Below are 17,289 nucleotides of genomic sequence, written 5' to 3'. Positions count from 1 at the left end.
TCGGTTTTTATTTTTTAATACAACATTCCTTCGTCAGCAAGGCTAAGATAGCGGTTTTGTCCGATAATGATGTGGTCGAGAACGGAAATGTCCATCACTTCAGCAGCCTGCTTTATTTTCCGGGTAATTTTCATATCAGCATCCGAAGCTTCCATGGTTCCTGAAGGATGGTTATGGCAAAGCACGATTGAAACCGCCAGTTTTTCCAGGGCATTTTTCAGAATAATCCGCACATCGATTACTGTTCCTGAAATTCCGCCCTGGCTGATCATAAAATGGTCGATGATTTTGTTACCCCGGTCGAGCAGAAGAACCCAGAATTCCTCGTGGTTGAGGTCGCCGAGCAGAGGCAGAAAAAAATCGGCAACATCTTTACTGCTGGTAATTTTCTTTTTTACAAACACCTCGGCATCTTTCCGCCGTTTGCCAAGTTCAAGAGCCGCTACAATAGAAATAGCCTTGGCCTCGCCTATTCCTTTAAACGTTTTCAGGTAATCAATTCCTTTCCGTCCCAAATCGTTCAAGTTGTTGTTCACAGAGGTTAAAATACGCCTGCCCAGTTCAACTGCGGTTTCGTCGAGGTTGCCGGAACCAATGAGAATAGCAATCAGTTCAGCATCGGATAACGAACGGGGGCCGCGCGAAAGCAGTTTTTCACGTGGCCGGTCTTCTACTGCCCATTCTTTAATTTTCAGTTTTTTGTATTCGCTCATTTTTTTGGAGTTTCCTAAAAATAAGCATTTTTCGAAAAAAATAAAGCAGACAATAAATTTTAAGCACGAAAAAAGCCTCTCCGAAACCGAAGAGGCTTTAACCATATCATGAAAAATTCTCTACTACAAATTATTTACCTGAACTGCCAGTTTTGATTTCAAGTTGGCGGCTTTATTCTTATGAATAATATTCTTTTTGGCCAGTCTGTCAATCATAGAAACTACCTTCGGATAACTTTTTGCGGCTTCTTCCTTATCGGTTTCATTCCGCAGTTCTTTTATCGCGTTACGGGTTGTTTTGGCGTAATACCTGTTGTGAACCCGTGCTTTCTCGTTTTGCCTTATTCTTTTTAAAGCTGACTTGTGATTTGCCATTTCTTTATTTTAAAATCTTTAAAAAATTTAAGTAGCCCGTAGGGGATTCGAACCCCTGCTACCAGGATGAAAACCTGGCGTCCTAACCCCTAGACGAACGGGCCTTCCTTAATGTTTCCCTTAAATTTGGGACTGCAAAAATACTTCATTTTTGTTATTCACCAAATTTTCTTTTAAAATTTTTGCCGTGGTGATATTTTTTCAGGTTGATGTTAATTTTTTGTTTCCAAAAGCCTTGAAAACAAAAAAAACTGTGATTTTACTGGTGTTAACGCAATTCAAAATTCTGTCCCAGGTAAACCCGCCTGACATCTTCGTCGTTGGCCAAATCGTGTGCTGAACCTGCTTTCAGGATAGATCCTTCAAACAGCAGGTAAGAACGATCGGTAATGGAAAGGGTTTCGTGAACGTTGTGGTCGGTAATGAGCACCCCAATGTTTTTTTCTTTCAGTTTAATTACAATCTGCTGAATGTCTTCCACGGCAATGGGATCGACACCGGCAAAAGGTTCATCCAACAAAATAAACTTGGGATCGATTGCCAGTGCGCGGGCAATTTCAGTACGGCGGCGTTCCCCCCCTGAGAGCTGAATTCCCTTGCTTTTACGGATGTGTTGCAAACCAAATTCCGTTAACAGTGTTTCCACTTTTTCCCGCTGATATTCTTTACTGTAGTTGGTCATTTCCAAAACAGCTTTCAGATTATCTTCAATGCTTAGTTTTCTGAAAACAGAAGCTTCCTGAGCCAGGTATCCAATTCCTTTTTTAGCGCGTTTGTAAACCGGTAAACGGGTAATATTTTCGTTGTCCATGAAAATTTTTCCCGACAATGGTCGTATTAAACCCACAATCATATAAAATGATGTAGTTTTTCCCGCTCCGTTTGGCCCGAGCAATCCAACAATCTCTCCTTGTTTTACATCGAAACTTACACCTTTAACTACCGTGCGTTTACGGTATTTTTTTACAATATTTTCTGCACGAAGAATCATGGGAACAAATAACGTAATTTATTGGGAGACTTATATTTCATTCAATTCTTTTTCACGTTTTTTAACGACACGCTTGGAAATCAGGATGCTAACTTCATAAAGAAAAAACAACGGAACAAATACCATAATCTGACTAAAAATATCTGGCGGGGTTATAATTGCAGATAGCAACAACATCACCACATAAGAATGCTTACGATACGTTCGCATAAATTGTGGTGTGAGAATGCCAACTTTGCTTAGAAAAAATGAAAAAATAGGTAAAAGAAAAACTACGCCGGCAGCCAGAGATATTGAAGTGACAGAGCCAATGTATGATCTGAGGTTAATTTGATTGGTAACATCGCCACTAACATTGTAGCTTCCTAAAAAATGAATGGATAACGGAACTATTAAAAAGTAGCCGAACAGAATTCCCACAAGAAACAATACCGATGTAAAGAAAACGGCTCCACTGGCATATTTCTTCTCGGTATCATATAAAGCCGGTTTAATAAAACGCCAGAATTCATAAAAAACCACAGGTGCTGCAATAATAAAACCTGCTATAATAGAAACCATTATGTGTGTCATAAACTGGTCGGCAATTTTTATACTAATTAATTCCAATGGCACTTCGTTAATTCGCAAAGCATCAGTGCCAACAATTTCGGCCAAACGTGCAAACATCCGGTTAGTCCAGAATTCCGGTGTTCGCGGGTTTAAAATTACCGTATCAAAAATGAAGTCTTTCATAATAAAAGCTATAACGGCAAATACCATTACAGCCAAAGCCGAACGTATGATATGCCACCGCAATTCTTCCAGGTGCTCCAAAAACGACATTTCAGCATAAGCTGTTTTCATGCCCTTTTTTTCCCTGCCCTTTTTTTTCTTTTTGCTTTGCTCTTCTTTATTGGTATCTTCGCTCATTAATCCTGATTTTTAAAAACTCCACAAATATAAATACTTCCTGCTATTCACACCTTTTTCAAACCCGCATATTTAAATGTTTGCATTTAAATCATAAAAAAATTAAAAAAGTATTGTCATTTTTCTTACTTTTAATAATTTAGAATTCGCGAAAAAAAAAGAAGGAATTTAGGGAGAAGAGTTTTATGTATAAAAATATTTCATTAACCGAATACCTGCAGCAATATTTTGGTTTCGATCGATTTAAGGGCCAGCAGGAAGAAGCGGTAAAAAGTGTTCTGGAAGGTAAAAACACTTTTGTATTGATGCCTACCGGAGGCGGAAAATCGTTAATTTACCAATTGCCGGCACTTTTTCTCGAGGGTACAGCCATTGTTATTTCCCCACTTATTGCCCTAATGAAGAATCAGGTAGATTCCATCAGGGGAATGCAAACAGAAGATTACGTGGCGCATTTTCTGAATTCATCGTTATCGAAGGCAGCCATTCAGGAAGTTAAAAACGACGTACAGGCTGGCCGTACAAAATTATTGTACGTTGCACCCGAATCTTTAACAAAAGAGGAAAACATAGAATTCCTGAAAAACATCAAAATATCATTTTATGCCATTGACGAAGCCCACTGTATATCGGAATGGGGACATGATTTCCGGCCGGAATACAGGCGTATAAGACCAATTGTTGAAGAAATAGGCCAGGCACCCATTGTTGCATTAACAGCAACTGCCACAGCCAAAGTCCAACACGATATTCAAAAAAACCTGGGAATTCTCGATGCTGAAGTTTTTAAAGCTTCATTTAACAGGGCAAACCTCTATTACGAAGTCAGGCCAAAAGTGAAACCCGAAGCCCAAATTATCCGGTTCATCAAACAAAACGAAGGAAAATCGGGGATTATTTATTGCCTGAGCCGAAAAAAGGTGGAAGAAATTGCAGAAACCCTTCAGGTTAACGGCATCAAAGCGCTGGCCTATCATGCCGGGATGGATGCTGCCACGCGGTCGGGCAACCAGGATAAATTTCTGATGGAAGACGTGGATGTTATTGTGGCTACCATTGCTTTCGGTATGGGTATTGACAAACCCGATGTACGGTTCGTCATCCACTACGATATTCCCAAAAGCCTGGAGGGATACTACCAGGAAACCGGCCGTGCCGGACGCGATGGCGGTGAAGGACAGTGCATCACTTTTTACAGTTACAAGGACATACAGAAACTGGAGAAATTTATGCATGGCAAACCGGTTGCCGAACAGGAAATCGGTAAACAGCTTTTGCTCGACACCGTTTCGTATGCCGAATCAGCAATTTGCCGGCGAATTATTTTGCTGCATTATTTTGGAGAAACCTACCCTCAGGGTAATTGCGGAAATTGCGATAATTGCCTCAATCCGAAAGAACAAATGGAAGCTAAGAATGAGGTGGTCAGGGCGTTGAAAGCTATTTTGGAAGTAAATGAAAAATACAAGGGAGAGCACATTGCCAACATCCTCATCGGAAACAAAACCGCAGCCATCAAATCGTTTAAACATTATACCCTCAAATCATTTGGCGCCGGTAAAGACCACGAAGAACGATACTGGAATGCCGTTTTCCGGCAATCTATGATTAAAGGATTGATAAACAAAGACATTGAAAACTACGGATTATTAAAAGTAACGCCTAAAGGACACGAGTTTCTGGAAAAACCCACCAGTTTTATGCTCGTTAAAAATCACGAATACGAAGAAGACGAGGACTCTGGTTCCTCTGGAGCACCTTCGGGAGCTACGGGCGGAGATCCGGTATTGTTTTCCATGTTAAAAGATTTACGAAAAAAGGTGGCCAAGCGAAAAAATCTTCCACCATTCGTAATTTTTCAGGATCCTTCGCTGGCCGACATGTCCATTCAATATCCGGTTTCCATTGAAGAACTGCAAAAAATACAGGGTGTTGGTCAGGGGAAAGCCCGCAGGTATGGGCAGGAATTTGTTGACCTGATAAAAAATTACGTGGAAGAAAACGAAATTGAACGCCCCGACGATTTTATTGTCAGAACTGTTGCCAATAAATCAAAAATGAAGGTCTTTATTATTCAAAGTATCGACCGTAAAATATCATTCGACGACATTGCCAATTCAAAAGGTGTTGAAGTAAAAGATGTGATTTCTGAAGTTGAAGCCATAGTAAATTCAGGCACAAAACTCAATATCGACTATTATGTAAACGATGTAATTGACGATGAACACCAGGAAGAAGTATTCGATTATTTCAGGGAAGCCGAAGACGATTCTATAGAAAAGGCATTGGTAGAACTTGGTGAAGATGAATACTCAGAAGAAGATATCAGACTGATGCGAATTAAATTTCTTTCTGATATGGGCAATTAGCCTGCATTATTCATAAATTTTGTTTGTAATGAATGAAATGCAGGTTAATCCCGACTTAGATAGCCTGCCCCGAAGTTGATTCGGGGAAGTTAAACTTTTGAAAAAAGTTTTTACGTAATCTTAGTCGCTGTCGGAGAAAGGAATAATTCTTGGATTATTCGGGTTAGATTGTTTGTGTTGAGTTCACCAGAAATTTTCCATAACCTGAAAATTGTTAACTTTGCACCACTTTTTTTAACAATTAAATAAGTTGAAACAGATGACAATAGCAGTAAATGAAAAACTGAAATACAAAGTTGCAGATATTAAACTGGCAGATTTTGGCAGAAAAGAGATTGATATTGCCGAAAAAGAAATGCCGGGATTAATGGCAATTCGGGAAAAATTTGGACCCGAAAAACCCCTCAGCGGAGCCCGTATTATGGGAAGTTTACACATGACCGTTCAAACGGCAGTGTTAATTGAAACCCTGGCAGAATTAGGGGCGGAAGTACGTTGGGCAAGTTGTAATATTTTTTCAACCCAGGACCACGCTGCCGCGGCTATTGCCGAAGCCGGTATTCCTGTATTTGCATGGAAGGGCGAAACGCTGGAGGAGTACTGGTGGTGCACCGAACAGGCGCTTGATTTTGGCAACGGGAAAGGTCCGCACCTGATTGTTGACGACGGAGGAGATGCTACGCTTATGGTTCACCGTGGATTTGAAGCTGAAGACGATGCTTCCATTCTCGACATTCCGGTAGAAGGAGAAGATGAAGAAGAATTAAATAAAATACTGAAACGAATCCTGAAAGAATCACCGTCTCGTTGGCACAATGCAGCTAAAGATTTAAAAGGCGTTTCAGAAGAAACAACAACCGGAGTTCATCGCCTCTATCAAATGAAGGATGAAGGAAAACTGCTTTTCCCTGCCATTAATGTTAATGACTCCGTTACCAAATCAAAGTTCGATAATCTTTATGGTTGTCGCGAATCACTGGCAGACGGAATTAAACGCGCAACCGATGTAATGATTGCCGGAAAAGTTGTGGTAGTTGCCGGTTATGGCGACGTTGGCAAAGGCTGCGCCAAATCAATGAAAGGATACGGCGCCAGGGTAATTGTTACCGAAATTGATCCCATTTGCGCGTTGCAGGCAGCCATGGAAGGTTTTGAAGTGAAAACCATGGAAAATGCGCTGGAAGAAGGTAATATTTATGTAACCACAACCGGAAACAAAGATGTGATTACCGCAGAGCACATGTCGAAAATGAAAGACCAGGCTATTGTTTGCAATATCGGCCATTTCGACAATGAAATTCAGGTAGCTAAATTGCACAAGTGGACCGGAATTAAAAAGCTGAACATTAAACCACAGGTAGATAAATTTACATTTGAAGACGGGCACAGCATATATTTACTTGCAGAAGGTCGTTTGGTAAACCTTGGTTGTGCAACCGGCCACCCCTCGTTTGTAATGAGTAACTCGTTTACCAACCAGTCGCTCGCACAAATTGACCTCTGGCAAAACGATTATGAAATAGATGTGTACCGGCTTCCGAAAAAACTCGACGAAGAAGTGGCAAGGCTTCACCTCGAGCAACTTGGTGTAAAACTCACCACGCTTTCAGATGAGCAGGCGAAATACCTTGGCGTTCCGAAAGAAGGACCGTTCAAACCTGAACATTACAGGTATTAATCTTTACAAAATACAGGATTTAAACGGAGTTCGGATACGGACTCCGTTTTTTAATTGTAAATGCGCAAAGTATAAGTGTTCATTAACGAAACATTGTAGTGTTTTAATGGTCTTGTGGCAGGCCCGTTAAAAATGGAGCCGTCAATTCTCGAAAACTGAGAACCGCAGCAGTTACATTCCAGAATAAAATCATCAAAAAGACACGGGCAATGTTCAAATTCCTCGTTTTTTAACACCAGACAGGAACGACTGGCTTCATTGGTACAAGTAGCATCAAAAGCATAATAAATACCCGGTTCGAAACAACTAACAATTACGCCTCCAAAACCTGCGCCTGGAAAATACATGGCATTTCCGGGCACATTCAGGTCGTTATAGATATTCAGATTTATGGTAAAAGAAATGAATACATCGGGTATGGGCGATTCATTTATTTTATCGCACGAGGGTACAATAAGCATCAGAAAAAGAAAAAAGATGAAATACTTCCCCACTTTCAAAATCAACTGCCGCATTTTTCTTATTTTTACTACAAACTTAAAGGTATTTAAATTATTGCCACAAAAGTGAAAAGAAAATGGATGATATTATTGTAATTATATTAACACTGATTTTTATTGTAGCCAGTATTTTCGGACAAAAGAAAAAACGGCAACCAGTTACTGAAACTGAAGCTGAAGCTGAAGCTGAACCGCAATCCTCCGGAGACAATTTCTGGGATATGCTGAATGAGGAATGGAAGGAAGCAAGGCAAACCGATGCTCCATCTCAACAAAAACCAGTTGAAAAACAAGAACAACCCACTGTGGAATCAAAACCATATACCTTTCATCCCGATAAGGAAGGAGCCAAAATAACCGTTGAGAAACCTGAGGAAACAAAAAAATCAATAAGGAAAACCAAAAAGAAAAAGTTTCCGTTAAGAGATGCAGTCATTTACAGTGAAATACTCAACAGAAAATACACTTAGGCAATCATAAACAGTTCATTTTTAAGAATCTTAACAAAAGTAGTTTTTAATATCAGGGAAATTATATACATTTGCCGATGGAAGAGTTCCGGCAACCCGGAATTCTTTCTCTTTTTATATAGCTCAAAGAAAATGAGGAGGAACATAAAATGTCACAAGTTACATACTTAACGAAAGAAGGTCTTATTAAATTAAAAAAAGAGTTGGACAGGCTAATGAATGTAGAACGTCCGTCCATTTCGAAACAGATTGGCGAAGCCATCGAAAAGGGAGATATTTCTGAAAACGCAGAATATGATGCCGCAAAAGATGCCCAGGGAATGCTGGAAGCAAAGATTGCTGAATTGCAGTCGAAAATTGCCAATGCACGGATTCTGGATGAGTCAAAAATTGACACCTCTCAGGTGCAAATCCTGAACAAGGTGAAAATTAAAAACAAAAATAACAACACCACCATGCAATATACAATTGTACCGGAAGGTGAAGCCAACGTGAAGCAGGGAAAAATTTCGGCCACAACTCCAATTGCTAAAGGACTGATGGGCAAAAAAGTTGGCGATGTGGTAGAAATTAAAGTTCCTTCCGGGCTTATTCCATTCGAAATTGTCGAAATTTCAATTTAAACGTTATGGCAAGCATTTTTACAAAAATTGCAAATGGAGAAATCCCCGCCTACAAAGTAGCTGAAGATGAAAAATTTTTGGCATTTCTGGATATTTCACCGGTCGCCAAAGGTCACACGTTGGTCATTCCAAAAAAGGAAGTGGATTACCTGTTCGATTTGGAAGACGAATTGTATTCCGGCTTGCAGTTGTTTGCCAAAAAAGTGGCTGTAGGTTTAAAAAAGGCCATTCCCTGCGTAAAAGTTGGGGTGTTGGTTTTAGGGCTTGAAGTACCGCATGCACACATTCATTTAATTCCCATGCAAAGTGAAGCAGATGTTTTGAATTTCTCAAAAAAACTCAGTTTGAGCCAAAAAGAATTCGAAGAAATTAAGGAAAAAATAGCGAAAGAAATTTAGCAGATTGTAACCTGTTTAAAATGAATGAACCCTGTAAAATTACCGGGTTTTTTTATTTCAGATTTTATCAACAACTAAAAAATTACCCCTTCAAATTCTGTAACTTTATGCAACTTTTAAAAAGTTGTTTCAATTGTAAAAACACGAAAAAAATGATACCGTTTACACATCTTCACGTTCACTCACAATATTCCATACTGGATGGTGCCGCCAGTGTTGGCGACCTTGTTGGTAAAGCCAAAACTGATGGTATGACCGCTCTTGCACTTACTGACCACGGCACTATGTTTGGCATTAAAGAATTTCATGCTGCCTGCAAGAAAGCAGAAATTAAACCCATTTTGGGTTGCGAAACATACGTTGCAGAACGCAGCTTTTCGGATAAAACTGATGTGGTTGACCGCTATGGAAATCATCTTATTTTACTGGCCAAAAATAAAACCGGTTATCGAAATCTGGTAAAACTCATTTCCATTGCCAGCACCGAAGGATTCTACTACAAACCACGCATCGACAAAAAAATACTGGAAGAACATAGCGAAGGACTCATTGTTTCTTCTGCCTGCCTGGGAGGTGAAATTCCTCAGTATATTATGAAAAACCAGATAAAAGAAGCCGAGGAGGTCATTCAATGGTATAAAAATATTTTCGGCGATGATTTTTACCTGGAACTGATGCGACATCCGGCAGAGGAAGCTGCACAGCGTGAAAACGTTTACGACAACCAGGTTTGGGTAAACGAAATACTCGTTCAACTGGCAAAAAAACACAACGTGAAATTAATTGCTACCAACGATGTACATTTTACCAATGCCGAAGATGCCGATGCCCACGACCTGCTCATTTGTTTAAACACCGGCAAAGATGTGGATGACCCAACCCGAATGCGCTATACCAAACAGGAATGGTTTAAAACGCAGAAGGAAATGAACGAACTGTTTGCCGATATTCCGGAAGCGCTGACCAACACAGCCGAAGTGGTAGAAAAAGTGGAAGAATTTGAACTTAATTCTGCCGCAATTATGCCTTTTTTCCCAATTCCCAAAGAATTCGGAACCATGGAGGATTTCAGAAAAGAATACTCCGAAGTTAAATTGTTTGAAGAATTTGGAGAAGAAACTTTCACGCGATTGGGTGGCTACGAAAAGGTGCTGCGCGTAAAACAGGAAGCGGCTTACCTCAGGCATTTAACTTTTGAAGGAGCCAAAGAACGATATGGAGATCCTGTTCCGGAAGATGTTGCAACCCGTCTCGATTTCGAACTGGATACCATTAAACTTATGGGTTATCCCGGCTACTTCCTCATTGTTCAGGATTTTATTAACGTCGCCCGCCAAATGAATGTAATAGTTGGCCCGGGACGTGGCTCGGCAGCGGGTGCCGCTGTCGCATATTGCACCGGTATCACCAACATAGATCCCATAAAATACGATTTACTTTTCGAGCGTTTTCTGAATCCCGACCGTATTTCACTTCCCGATGTGGATATCGATTTTGACGATGATGGCCGGCAACTGGTGCTCGACTATGTTACAAAAAAATACGGACACGATAAAGTAGCTCATATTTGCACTTTCGGGACAATGGCCACCAAAATGGCCATTCGCGATGTGGCGCGCGTGCTGAAATTGCCGTTGCCCGAAGCCGACCGTCTGGCCAAGCTGGTGCCCGAAGCTCCCAAAATGACATTTCAAAAGGCTTTTAAGGAAAGTCCTGATTTGAAAAGAGAAAGAAATTCCGACAATCCGCTCATAGCAAAAACCATCAAATTTGCCGAAACTCTTGAAGGCTCGGTGCGACAAACCGGTGTTCATGCCTGCGGAATCCTCATCAGCCGCGACCCGCTTACAGACCACATTCCACTTATGCCAACCAAAGATGGTGAAACACTTCTTACAACCCAATACGACGGGCGTTTTGTGGAAGATATCGGTTTGTTGAAAATGGATTTCCTGGGACTGAAAACCCTGTCGATTATTAAGGAAACACTTGAAAACATTAAAATCTCGAAGGGAATTGAAATAGACATAGACAACATTCCATGGGAAGATGAAAAAACATTCGAGCTTTTTAGCCACGGTGAAACCACAGCCATTTTTCAGTTTGAATCGGAAGGGATGAAAAAGCACCTGCGTGACCTGAAACCCAACCGGTTTGAAGACCTGGTGGCCATGAATGCACTATACCGGCCTGGTCCAATGGAATACATTCCGGCCTACATTGCCCGCAAACACGGTCGCCAAAAGGTGGAATACGATTTGCCCATGATGGAAAAATACCTGAGTGAAACTTACGGAATAACCGTATTTCAGGAACAGGTGATGTTACTTTCGAGGCTACTGGCCAATTTTACCCGGGGCGATTCAGACACCTTACGAAAAGCCATGGGTAAAAAAATCACTTCGCTTATGGATAAACTTAAGGTGAAGTTTGTGAACGGCTGCAAGGCTAACTTCAAGTTTATGGACGAGTGCAAGCTAGTTGGCAAAAAGCCTGACGATGTGATTGAAAAAATATGGAAAGACTGGGAAGCCTTTGCTTCCTACGCATTCAATAAATCGCACTCGGTTTGCTATGCCTACATTGCTTACCAAACCGGTTACCTGAAAGCCCACTTCCCAGGTGAGTTTATGGCAGCCAACCTAAGTCGGAACCTCAGCAACATTACTGAAATTACCAAACTGATGACCGAATGCAGCAGCATGAAACTGAATGTTTTGGGACCCGATGTCAATGAAAGTTTTTCAAAATTCACCGCCAACAAAAACGGTGATATTCGCTTCGGAATGGCGGCCATTAAAGGAGTTGGGGCAGGAGCAGCCAAGGACATTATTGAAGCCCGCAGAAATAACGGTACGTTTAAAACCATTTACGATTTTGTTGAAAACGTAAACCTTCAAACCGTAAATAAAAAGAACCTGGAAGCGCTGGCAATGGCAGGGGCTTTTGATGGCCTGGCGGGGCTGAAACGCAGCAGTTTTTTTGCAGGAGAACATGAAAACGACAGCACTACTTTTATTGAAAAACTAATCCGGTACGGGAATAAAATTCAAACCGAAAGCCAAAGCATGCAACAAAGCCTGTTTGGCGATTTGGGGGGAAGTGCCGACATTAAAAAACCTCCTGTTCCGGATGTAGAGGAATGGCCAAAAATTATTTTGCTCGAAAAAGAAAAAAGTCTTATCGGAATTTATCTGACAGCGCATCCACTTGACGATTATAAGGTTGAAATCCAGAATTTTTGTACACGTGATGTTTCGTTGAAAGACCTGAAAAACGACATTGAAAAATACAAAGACCGCGATTTGACTTTTGGAGGAATGGTTACCGCTGCTCGCGAAGGAACCTCAAAAAACGGAAAACCTTTCAGCACGTTAACTCTCTCGGACTATACAGATTCTTTAGAGTTTTTCTTTTTTGGCCAGGATTTCGTAAACTTTCACAGGTATTGCAAAGCAGGCTTGTTTATTTTGATAAAAGGTTCAGTAAAACCGCGCTTCAACAACAGCGACACTTTCGAATTTAAAGCATCACAAATTGAACTTCTTTCGGAAGCCCGGAAAAATTACGTAAAAAGTGTAACGGTAAATATTCCGCTAAATAAATTAAATGAATCGGTTATTGAAGAAATTGAAAAATTAGCTCAAAACAATAAAGGACAGGCATTGTTAAAATTTAATGTTTACGATCCCGAGAGTAATATGTATATTCATTTGTTTTCGAGAAATACACGGATTGAACTAACCAACCGTTTTTTAAATTATTTTGAAGAAAAACCGGATATCGGATATAGAATTAATTAGCTAATTTTGTAAAAAATAAATAATAACATTAAAAAAACAGTACTATGGCAGTAGAAATTACCGATGCCAATTTCGAAGAATTGGTTGTAAATTCAGATAAACCAGTAATGATTGACTTTTGGGCAGTTTGGTGCGGACCATGCCGGATGATTGCACCTATTGTGGAGGAAATGTCAAAAGAATACGAAGGAAAAGCTGTAATTGGAAAAGTTGACGTGGATTCCAATCCGAACGTGGCCATGAAATACGGAATCCGAAACATTCCCACCGTGCTTTTTGTGAAAAACGGCGAAGTAGCCGATAAGCAAGTGGGTGCAGCGCCCAAACAGGCATTTACCTCAAAACTGGATGCTCTGTTGTAAAAAAATTAATCATTGAAAAATAAAAGTTGAGGCGGCTTCCTGTAGTTTGGTGCCGCCTCAGTCATTTCAAACCAACCATTTTGAAAAACATTTTCGACATAGAACAATTACATCAGTTCGATAATCTTGGATTGATTGCAAAAGAAGTAGTTGAAGGATTTATTACCGGCCTTCACCGCAGTCCGTTTCACGGCTTTTCGGTTGAATTTGCAGAACACCGGCAATACAACCAGGGCGAATCAACCAAACACATCGACTGGAAGCTGTTTGCCCGAACCGACAAGCTTTTTGTAAAACAATACGAAGAGGAAACCAACCTGCGCTGCCAATTGGTTATCGATACCTCGTCATCCATGCTTTTCCCTTATTTTAAAGGAAAAAAACACTTGGAAAACAAACTGGCTTTTTCTGTGTACACCGCAGCAGCACTCATTTATTTGTTACGGAAACAGCGTGATGCCGTTGGCCTCACTCTATTTTCCGACGAAATCGAATTTCACACCTCCCCCCGCATTTCATCGGTCAATGCTGAACTGATGTATGGAAAATTGTCGGAATTAATAAAACCCGAAAATGCACATCTGCGAAAAAACACCAATACCACCGATGTGTTGCACCAGATTGCCGAAAACATTCACAAACGCTCGCTGGTAATCATCTTTAGCGACATGATTGACAGCCAGAAAACGGAAGAGCTCTTCTCCGCACTCCAACATCTGAGATACAACAAGCACGAAGTTTTGCTTTTTCATGTAACCGACCATAAGCAGGAGCGGGAGTTTCAATACAGCAACCGTCCACACAAATTTGTAGATTTGGAAACCGGGCAGGCAGTGAAGTTCAATCCGTGGGAAGTTAAAAGCCACTATGTTTCTACTGTGAAAAATTATTTTGATGATTTAAAAGTAAAGTGTGGACAATACCAGATTGATTTAGCTGAAGCCGATATCAATAAGGATTTCAAAGAAGTTCTGTTGGCTTACCTGGTAAAAAGAAAAAGGCTATTTTAACGGGAATACAAGGAAAAACACAAATCTTTTAAAAAAATTTTTTCTTTTCCGAAAAGCTGTTATTTTTGCATCGCTTTAAAAAAGCAAGACGTTCTGAGAACAAATTAAATTCCCTAGTAGCTCAGTTGGTTAGAGCGGCGGACTGTTAATCCGTAGGTCGTAGGTTCAAGTCCTACCTGGGGAGCCAAATTGACAACTAAAATTTACGAAAATGCTTGAAATCAATGAATTTCAGGCATTTTTTGTTTTTAAGCCTACCCAAAATATTCCATATATCTCAAAACAAAAGGTGTTAAAATCGAGACCTATTTTTAAAATCGCAATTAGGTCTCGCTAAACTCTGGAAAATTCTGTATTTCTTTTTTTTACAATGTTAAAATGAGCGATTTAATGCTGTGGCTTGTAATGATTAATAAGAAAAAGCATAATCGCAACATTCCATATAATCCTATGATTTAAGAATATATTTCAACCTCCTGCCCCTTACATACATGTAGGGTGATAATGAATCCATATAATAAAACCACAAACCACAGAGGATACAAGAAAGTTAATTTTTTTTATACTTTTGGCCACACAAACTAATGAGATGCTCAGCTTTAAACGATTCCTGCTCCTGTTACCATTCTTTCTTTCCGGGGGAATATTGCTTTATTCCCAGGAAAGTGGTATAAACCGTGATAAATACCGTATAAAAATAAACCGGACCAACGAGGCTATTAAAATTGATGGCGTGCTGGAAGAGAATTCCTGGCAAATTTCAGAGAAAGCTGAAAATTTTATACGGGTGACTCCGATAGATACTGGTTTTGCAATTGCAAAAACTACTGTTGTAATCACCTACGACAAATCGTATTTATATGTTGGGGCAGTCTGTTATGATCCATTACCAGGGAAAAGGCCTGTGGAATCTTTACGCAGGGATTTTGAGTTTAACAAAAATGATAATTTCAGGGTACACCTGGATACTTACAACAACCTGACTAATGGCTATGCCTTCAGCGTTTCTGCAGCAGGAGCCCAGGGTGAAGGAGTGATAAACAACGGAAACCAGTCGAGCTTCACCTGGGATACCAAATGGAAATCTGCGGTGAAGAGTTATGACGATCGGTGGGTTGCCGAGATGGCAATCCCTTTTCGCAGTTTACGTTATTTCGGGGGAGGAGAAGTTTGGGGAATCAACTTTGGCCGGCTCGATCTTAAAACGAACGAAAAATCGGCATGGGCTCCTGTCCCGCGACAGTTCCCGCATAATTCCCTTCCCCATGCAGGAACTTTGGTCTGGGATACACCTGTTGATAAAGCTGGATTACGGATGTCATTCATTCCATATGCCACCTCAACCGTCCTGAAAAATACAGAAGCAGGAGAATCTGCAAAGTGGAAATGGAATGCAGGATTTGATACAAAAATGATGTTGTCAACTTCCATGAACCTCGATTTAACAGTTAACCCCGATTATTCACAGGTTGAAGAAGACCGGCAGCAGACGAATCTCGATCGCTTTGAATTGTTTTATCCTGAAAGGCGGCAATTTTTTCTTGAGAACAGTGATCTGTTTGCCAACCTGGGAAACAGCGCGGCACGGCCTTTCTTTTCAAGACGCATAGGACTTAATGTTCCTGTGAATTTTGGGGGAAGGTTAACCGGAAGAATTGGCAATAAATGGAGGATTGGAATTATGGATATGCAGACGGGCTCAAAGGGAGAAACACTTTCCGGTAATTTTGCAGTCGCTGTTTTGCAGCGGGAAATCTTCCGCCGTTCAAGTATTGTAGGATTCATTGTTAATAAACAGATTACTGAATCGTATAATGACACGTTGTTCAATGCATCCCGTTTTAACAGAGTGGCAGGCCTGGAGTATAATTTCGCCACAGAAGATAATCAGTGGCAGGGTAAAGTTTTCTATCACCAGTCATTCTATCCGGGATCGGACAAAAATGCTGCAGCGCTTTCCGGAAACATAAGCTATTCCTCTCAGCATCTGAAAGCCATTATAGAACAGTCGTGGATAGGATCGGATTACATTGCCGAAGCTGGCTATATCAGACGAACCGGTTTCTACGAGTTTGCTCCGGCTGTAAATTACCTGTTTTATCCATCAGGATCAGAAAAAATAATCAGCCATGGCCCAGGTGCCAGTTTCAACATGTTACTTGACCCGGAATTAAATGTAACTGACCGGACAACACAGCTTTCATACATTATCAGCTGGCAGAAAAAAAGCCAGCTGTCGATAAGCGCTGAAGAAGAGTTTGTTAAGCTTAAAAATGCTTTTGATCCCACAAATACAGGGGGAGTAAAACTTGCCGCAGGCGAACAGTTTACCTGGAAAATAGTCAGGGCAGAATTTACTTCTGATCCCCGAAGATTATTAAATTACAGCCTGAATACCACCAGGGGAGGTTACTTTAACGGAACCCGGTGGAACATACACGGACTTATGAATTACAGGTTACAGCCTTATGGTAGCATTGGAATGACAGTAAATTACAATAACATATCGTTACCTGAACCCTATAACAGTGCAGAATTAATCCTTGTGGGACCCACACTGGATGTAACTTTTACTGACAAGGTATTTTTCACTACTTTCGTCCAGTATAACAATCAAATCGATAACCTGAATATGAATATGCGGTTTCAGTGGCGTTTTGCACCAGTATCGGATCTGTTTGTTGTATATACAGAAAATTCCTACGCCGAAAGTTTCAGGAATAAAAACCGGGGGTTGGTAGTTAAGCTGTCATACTGGTTTAACTAAGTAAATATCCAACAGTTAAAATAACGTGTGGCATATAATCTTATGAGTCTATTTCATCAGGTTATATTAAAGGGAAAAACACAGCAGTTTATTAAAACCATTAAGTATAAAACTTTTGCTATTGGTGCTTATATGGTAAAAAGCGGGAATTCAAGAATACTCAAACTATCATTGGCAATGAAAAGACGGGAATGGTTCAAAGGATTATGGGCATCTTAATCTCCTGTTTTGTGCAATGGGACACCGTACTTATGTTTCAATTTTGAGAAGTCGGGACTGCAACTCTGTTGGCTGAAGAATTTTTGTTTTAACCTGCTT

General features: G+C 40.5%; 14 protein-coding genes and 2 tRNA genes. 10 read left to right on the top strand and 6 right to left on the bottom strand.

Annotation, left to right across the window (positions count from 1 at the left end; all coding sequences use genetic code 11):
* Positions 1–14: 14 nt before the first annotated feature.
* The 5 genes from radC to tatC form a co-directional block, all read right to left on the bottom strand.
* Positions 15–713 (bottom strand): RadC family protein, encoded by a 699-nt coding sequence (radC, locus tag ACESMA_RS13120; RefSeq protein ID WP_372949289.1) that lies wholly within the window; start codon positions 711–713, stop codon positions 15–17.
* Between the two features lie 123 nt (positions 714–836).
* Entirely contained in the window at positions 837–1,088 is a 252-nt protein-coding gene (gene rpsT, locus ACESMA_RS13115) for a 30S ribosomal protein S20 (RefSeq protein WP_372949288.1), read from the bottom strand.
* 32 nt (positions 1,089–1,120) lie between these two features.
* A tRNA-Glu gene (locus ACESMA_RS13110) sits at positions 1,121–1,192 on the bottom strand.
* A gap of 164 nt (positions 1,193–1,356) precedes the next feature.
* Positions 1,357–2,079 (bottom strand): LPS export ABC transporter ATP-binding protein, encoded by a 723-nt coding sequence (gene lptB, locus ACESMA_RS13105; protein WP_372949287.1) that lies wholly within the window; start codon positions 2,077–2,079, stop codon positions 1,357–1,359.
* 30 nt (positions 2,080–2,109) lie between these two features.
* On the bottom strand, positions 2,110–2,991 hold the full coding sequence (tatC, locus tag ACESMA_RS13100) for a twin-arginine translocase subunit TatC (RefSeq protein WP_372949286.1): 882 nt from the start codon (positions 2,989–2,991) through the stop codon (positions 2,110–2,112).
* 185 nt (positions 2,992–3,176) lie between these two features.
* On the opposite strand from tatC, the gene recQ reads away from it, so the two are divergent.
* Both recQ and ahcY read left to right on the top strand, forming a co-directional pair.
* On the top strand, positions 3,177–5,360 hold the full coding sequence (gene recQ, locus ACESMA_RS13095; RefSeq protein ID WP_372949285.1) for a DNA helicase RecQ: 2,184 nt from the start codon (positions 3,177–3,179) through the stop codon (positions 5,358–5,360).
* Between the two features lie 259 nt (positions 5,361–5,619).
* The gene (ahcY, locus tag ACESMA_RS13090; protein ID WP_372949284.1) at positions 5,620–7,038 is read left to right on the top strand and encodes an adenosylhomocysteinase; all 1,419 of its coding nucleotides are present in this window, start codon (positions 5,620–5,622) and stop codon (positions 7,036–7,038) included.
* A gap of 50 nt (positions 7,039–7,088) precedes the next feature.
* On the opposite strand, the gene ACESMA_RS13085 is transcribed toward ahcY, so the two are convergent.
* Positions 7,089–7,553 carry a hypothetical protein gene (locus ACESMA_RS13085; RefSeq protein WP_372949283.1) on the bottom strand — a complete coding sequence of 155 codons (465 nt, stop codon included), beginning with the start codon at positions 7,551–7,553 and terminating at the stop codon, positions 7,089–7,091.
* 62 nt (positions 7,554–7,615) lie between these two features.
* Here ACESMA_RS13085 and ACESMA_RS13080 point away from each other — a divergent pair, with 62 nt between their 5' ends.
* The 8 genes from ACESMA_RS13080 (at position 7,616) to ACESMA_RS13045 (ending at position 16,971) form a co-directional block, all read left to right on the top strand.
* Positions 7,616–8,008, top strand: coding sequence for a hypothetical protein (locus tag ACESMA_RS13080; RefSeq protein ID WP_372949282.1), 393 nt, complete (start codon positions 7,616–7,618; stop codon positions 8,006–8,008).
* Between the two features lie 149 nt (positions 8,009–8,157).
* Positions 8,158–8,631 carry a transcription elongation factor GreA gene (gene greA / locus ACESMA_RS13075; protein ID WP_372949281.1) on the top strand — a complete coding sequence of 158 codons (474 nt, stop codon included), beginning with the start codon at positions 8,158–8,160 and terminating at the stop codon, positions 8,629–8,631.
* A gap of 5 nt (positions 8,632–8,636) precedes the next feature.
* Positions 8,637–9,029 (top strand): HIT family protein, encoded by a 393-nt coding sequence (locus ACESMA_RS13070; RefSeq protein ID WP_372949280.1) that lies wholly within the window; start codon positions 8,637–8,639, stop codon positions 9,027–9,029.
* 152 nt (positions 9,030–9,181) lie between these two features.
* Positions 9,182–12,832: a DNA polymerase III subunit alpha gene (gene dnaE, locus ACESMA_RS13065; protein ID WP_372949279.1), complete on the top strand. Its 3,651-nt coding sequence runs from the start codon at positions 9,182–9,184 to the stop codon at positions 12,830–12,832.
* A gap of 44 nt (positions 12,833–12,876) precedes the next feature.
* Positions 12,877–13,194, top strand: coding sequence for a thioredoxin (trxA, locus tag ACESMA_RS13060; protein ID WP_372949278.1), 318 nt, complete (start codon positions 12,877–12,879; stop codon positions 13,192–13,194).
* 80 nt (positions 13,195–13,274) lie between these two features.
* Positions 13,275–14,204, top strand: coding sequence for a DUF58 domain-containing protein (locus ACESMA_RS13055; protein ID WP_372949277.1), 930 nt, complete (start codon positions 13,275–13,277; stop codon positions 14,202–14,204).
* A gap of 110 nt (positions 14,205–14,314) precedes the next feature.
* Positions 14,315–14,391, top strand: a tRNA-Asn gene (locus tag ACESMA_RS13050).
* A 402-nt stretch (positions 14,392–14,793) separates the two neighbouring features.
* The gene (locus ACESMA_RS13045) at positions 14,794–16,971 is read left to right on the top strand and encodes a DUF5916 domain-containing protein (protein ID WP_372949276.1); all 2,178 of its coding nucleotides are present in this window, start codon (positions 14,794–14,796) and stop codon (positions 16,969–16,971) included.
* Positions 16,972–17,289: the final 318 nt, after the last annotated feature.

The organism is Mariniphaga sp., assembly GCF_041687215.1.
Taxonomy (GTDB): domain Bacteria; phylum Bacteroidota; class Bacteroidia; order Bacteroidales; family Prolixibacteraceae; genus Mariniphaga.
The sequence above is the reverse complement of the archived record's forward strand: the minus strand, read 5'-3'. Positions and strand labels throughout refer to the sequence as shown.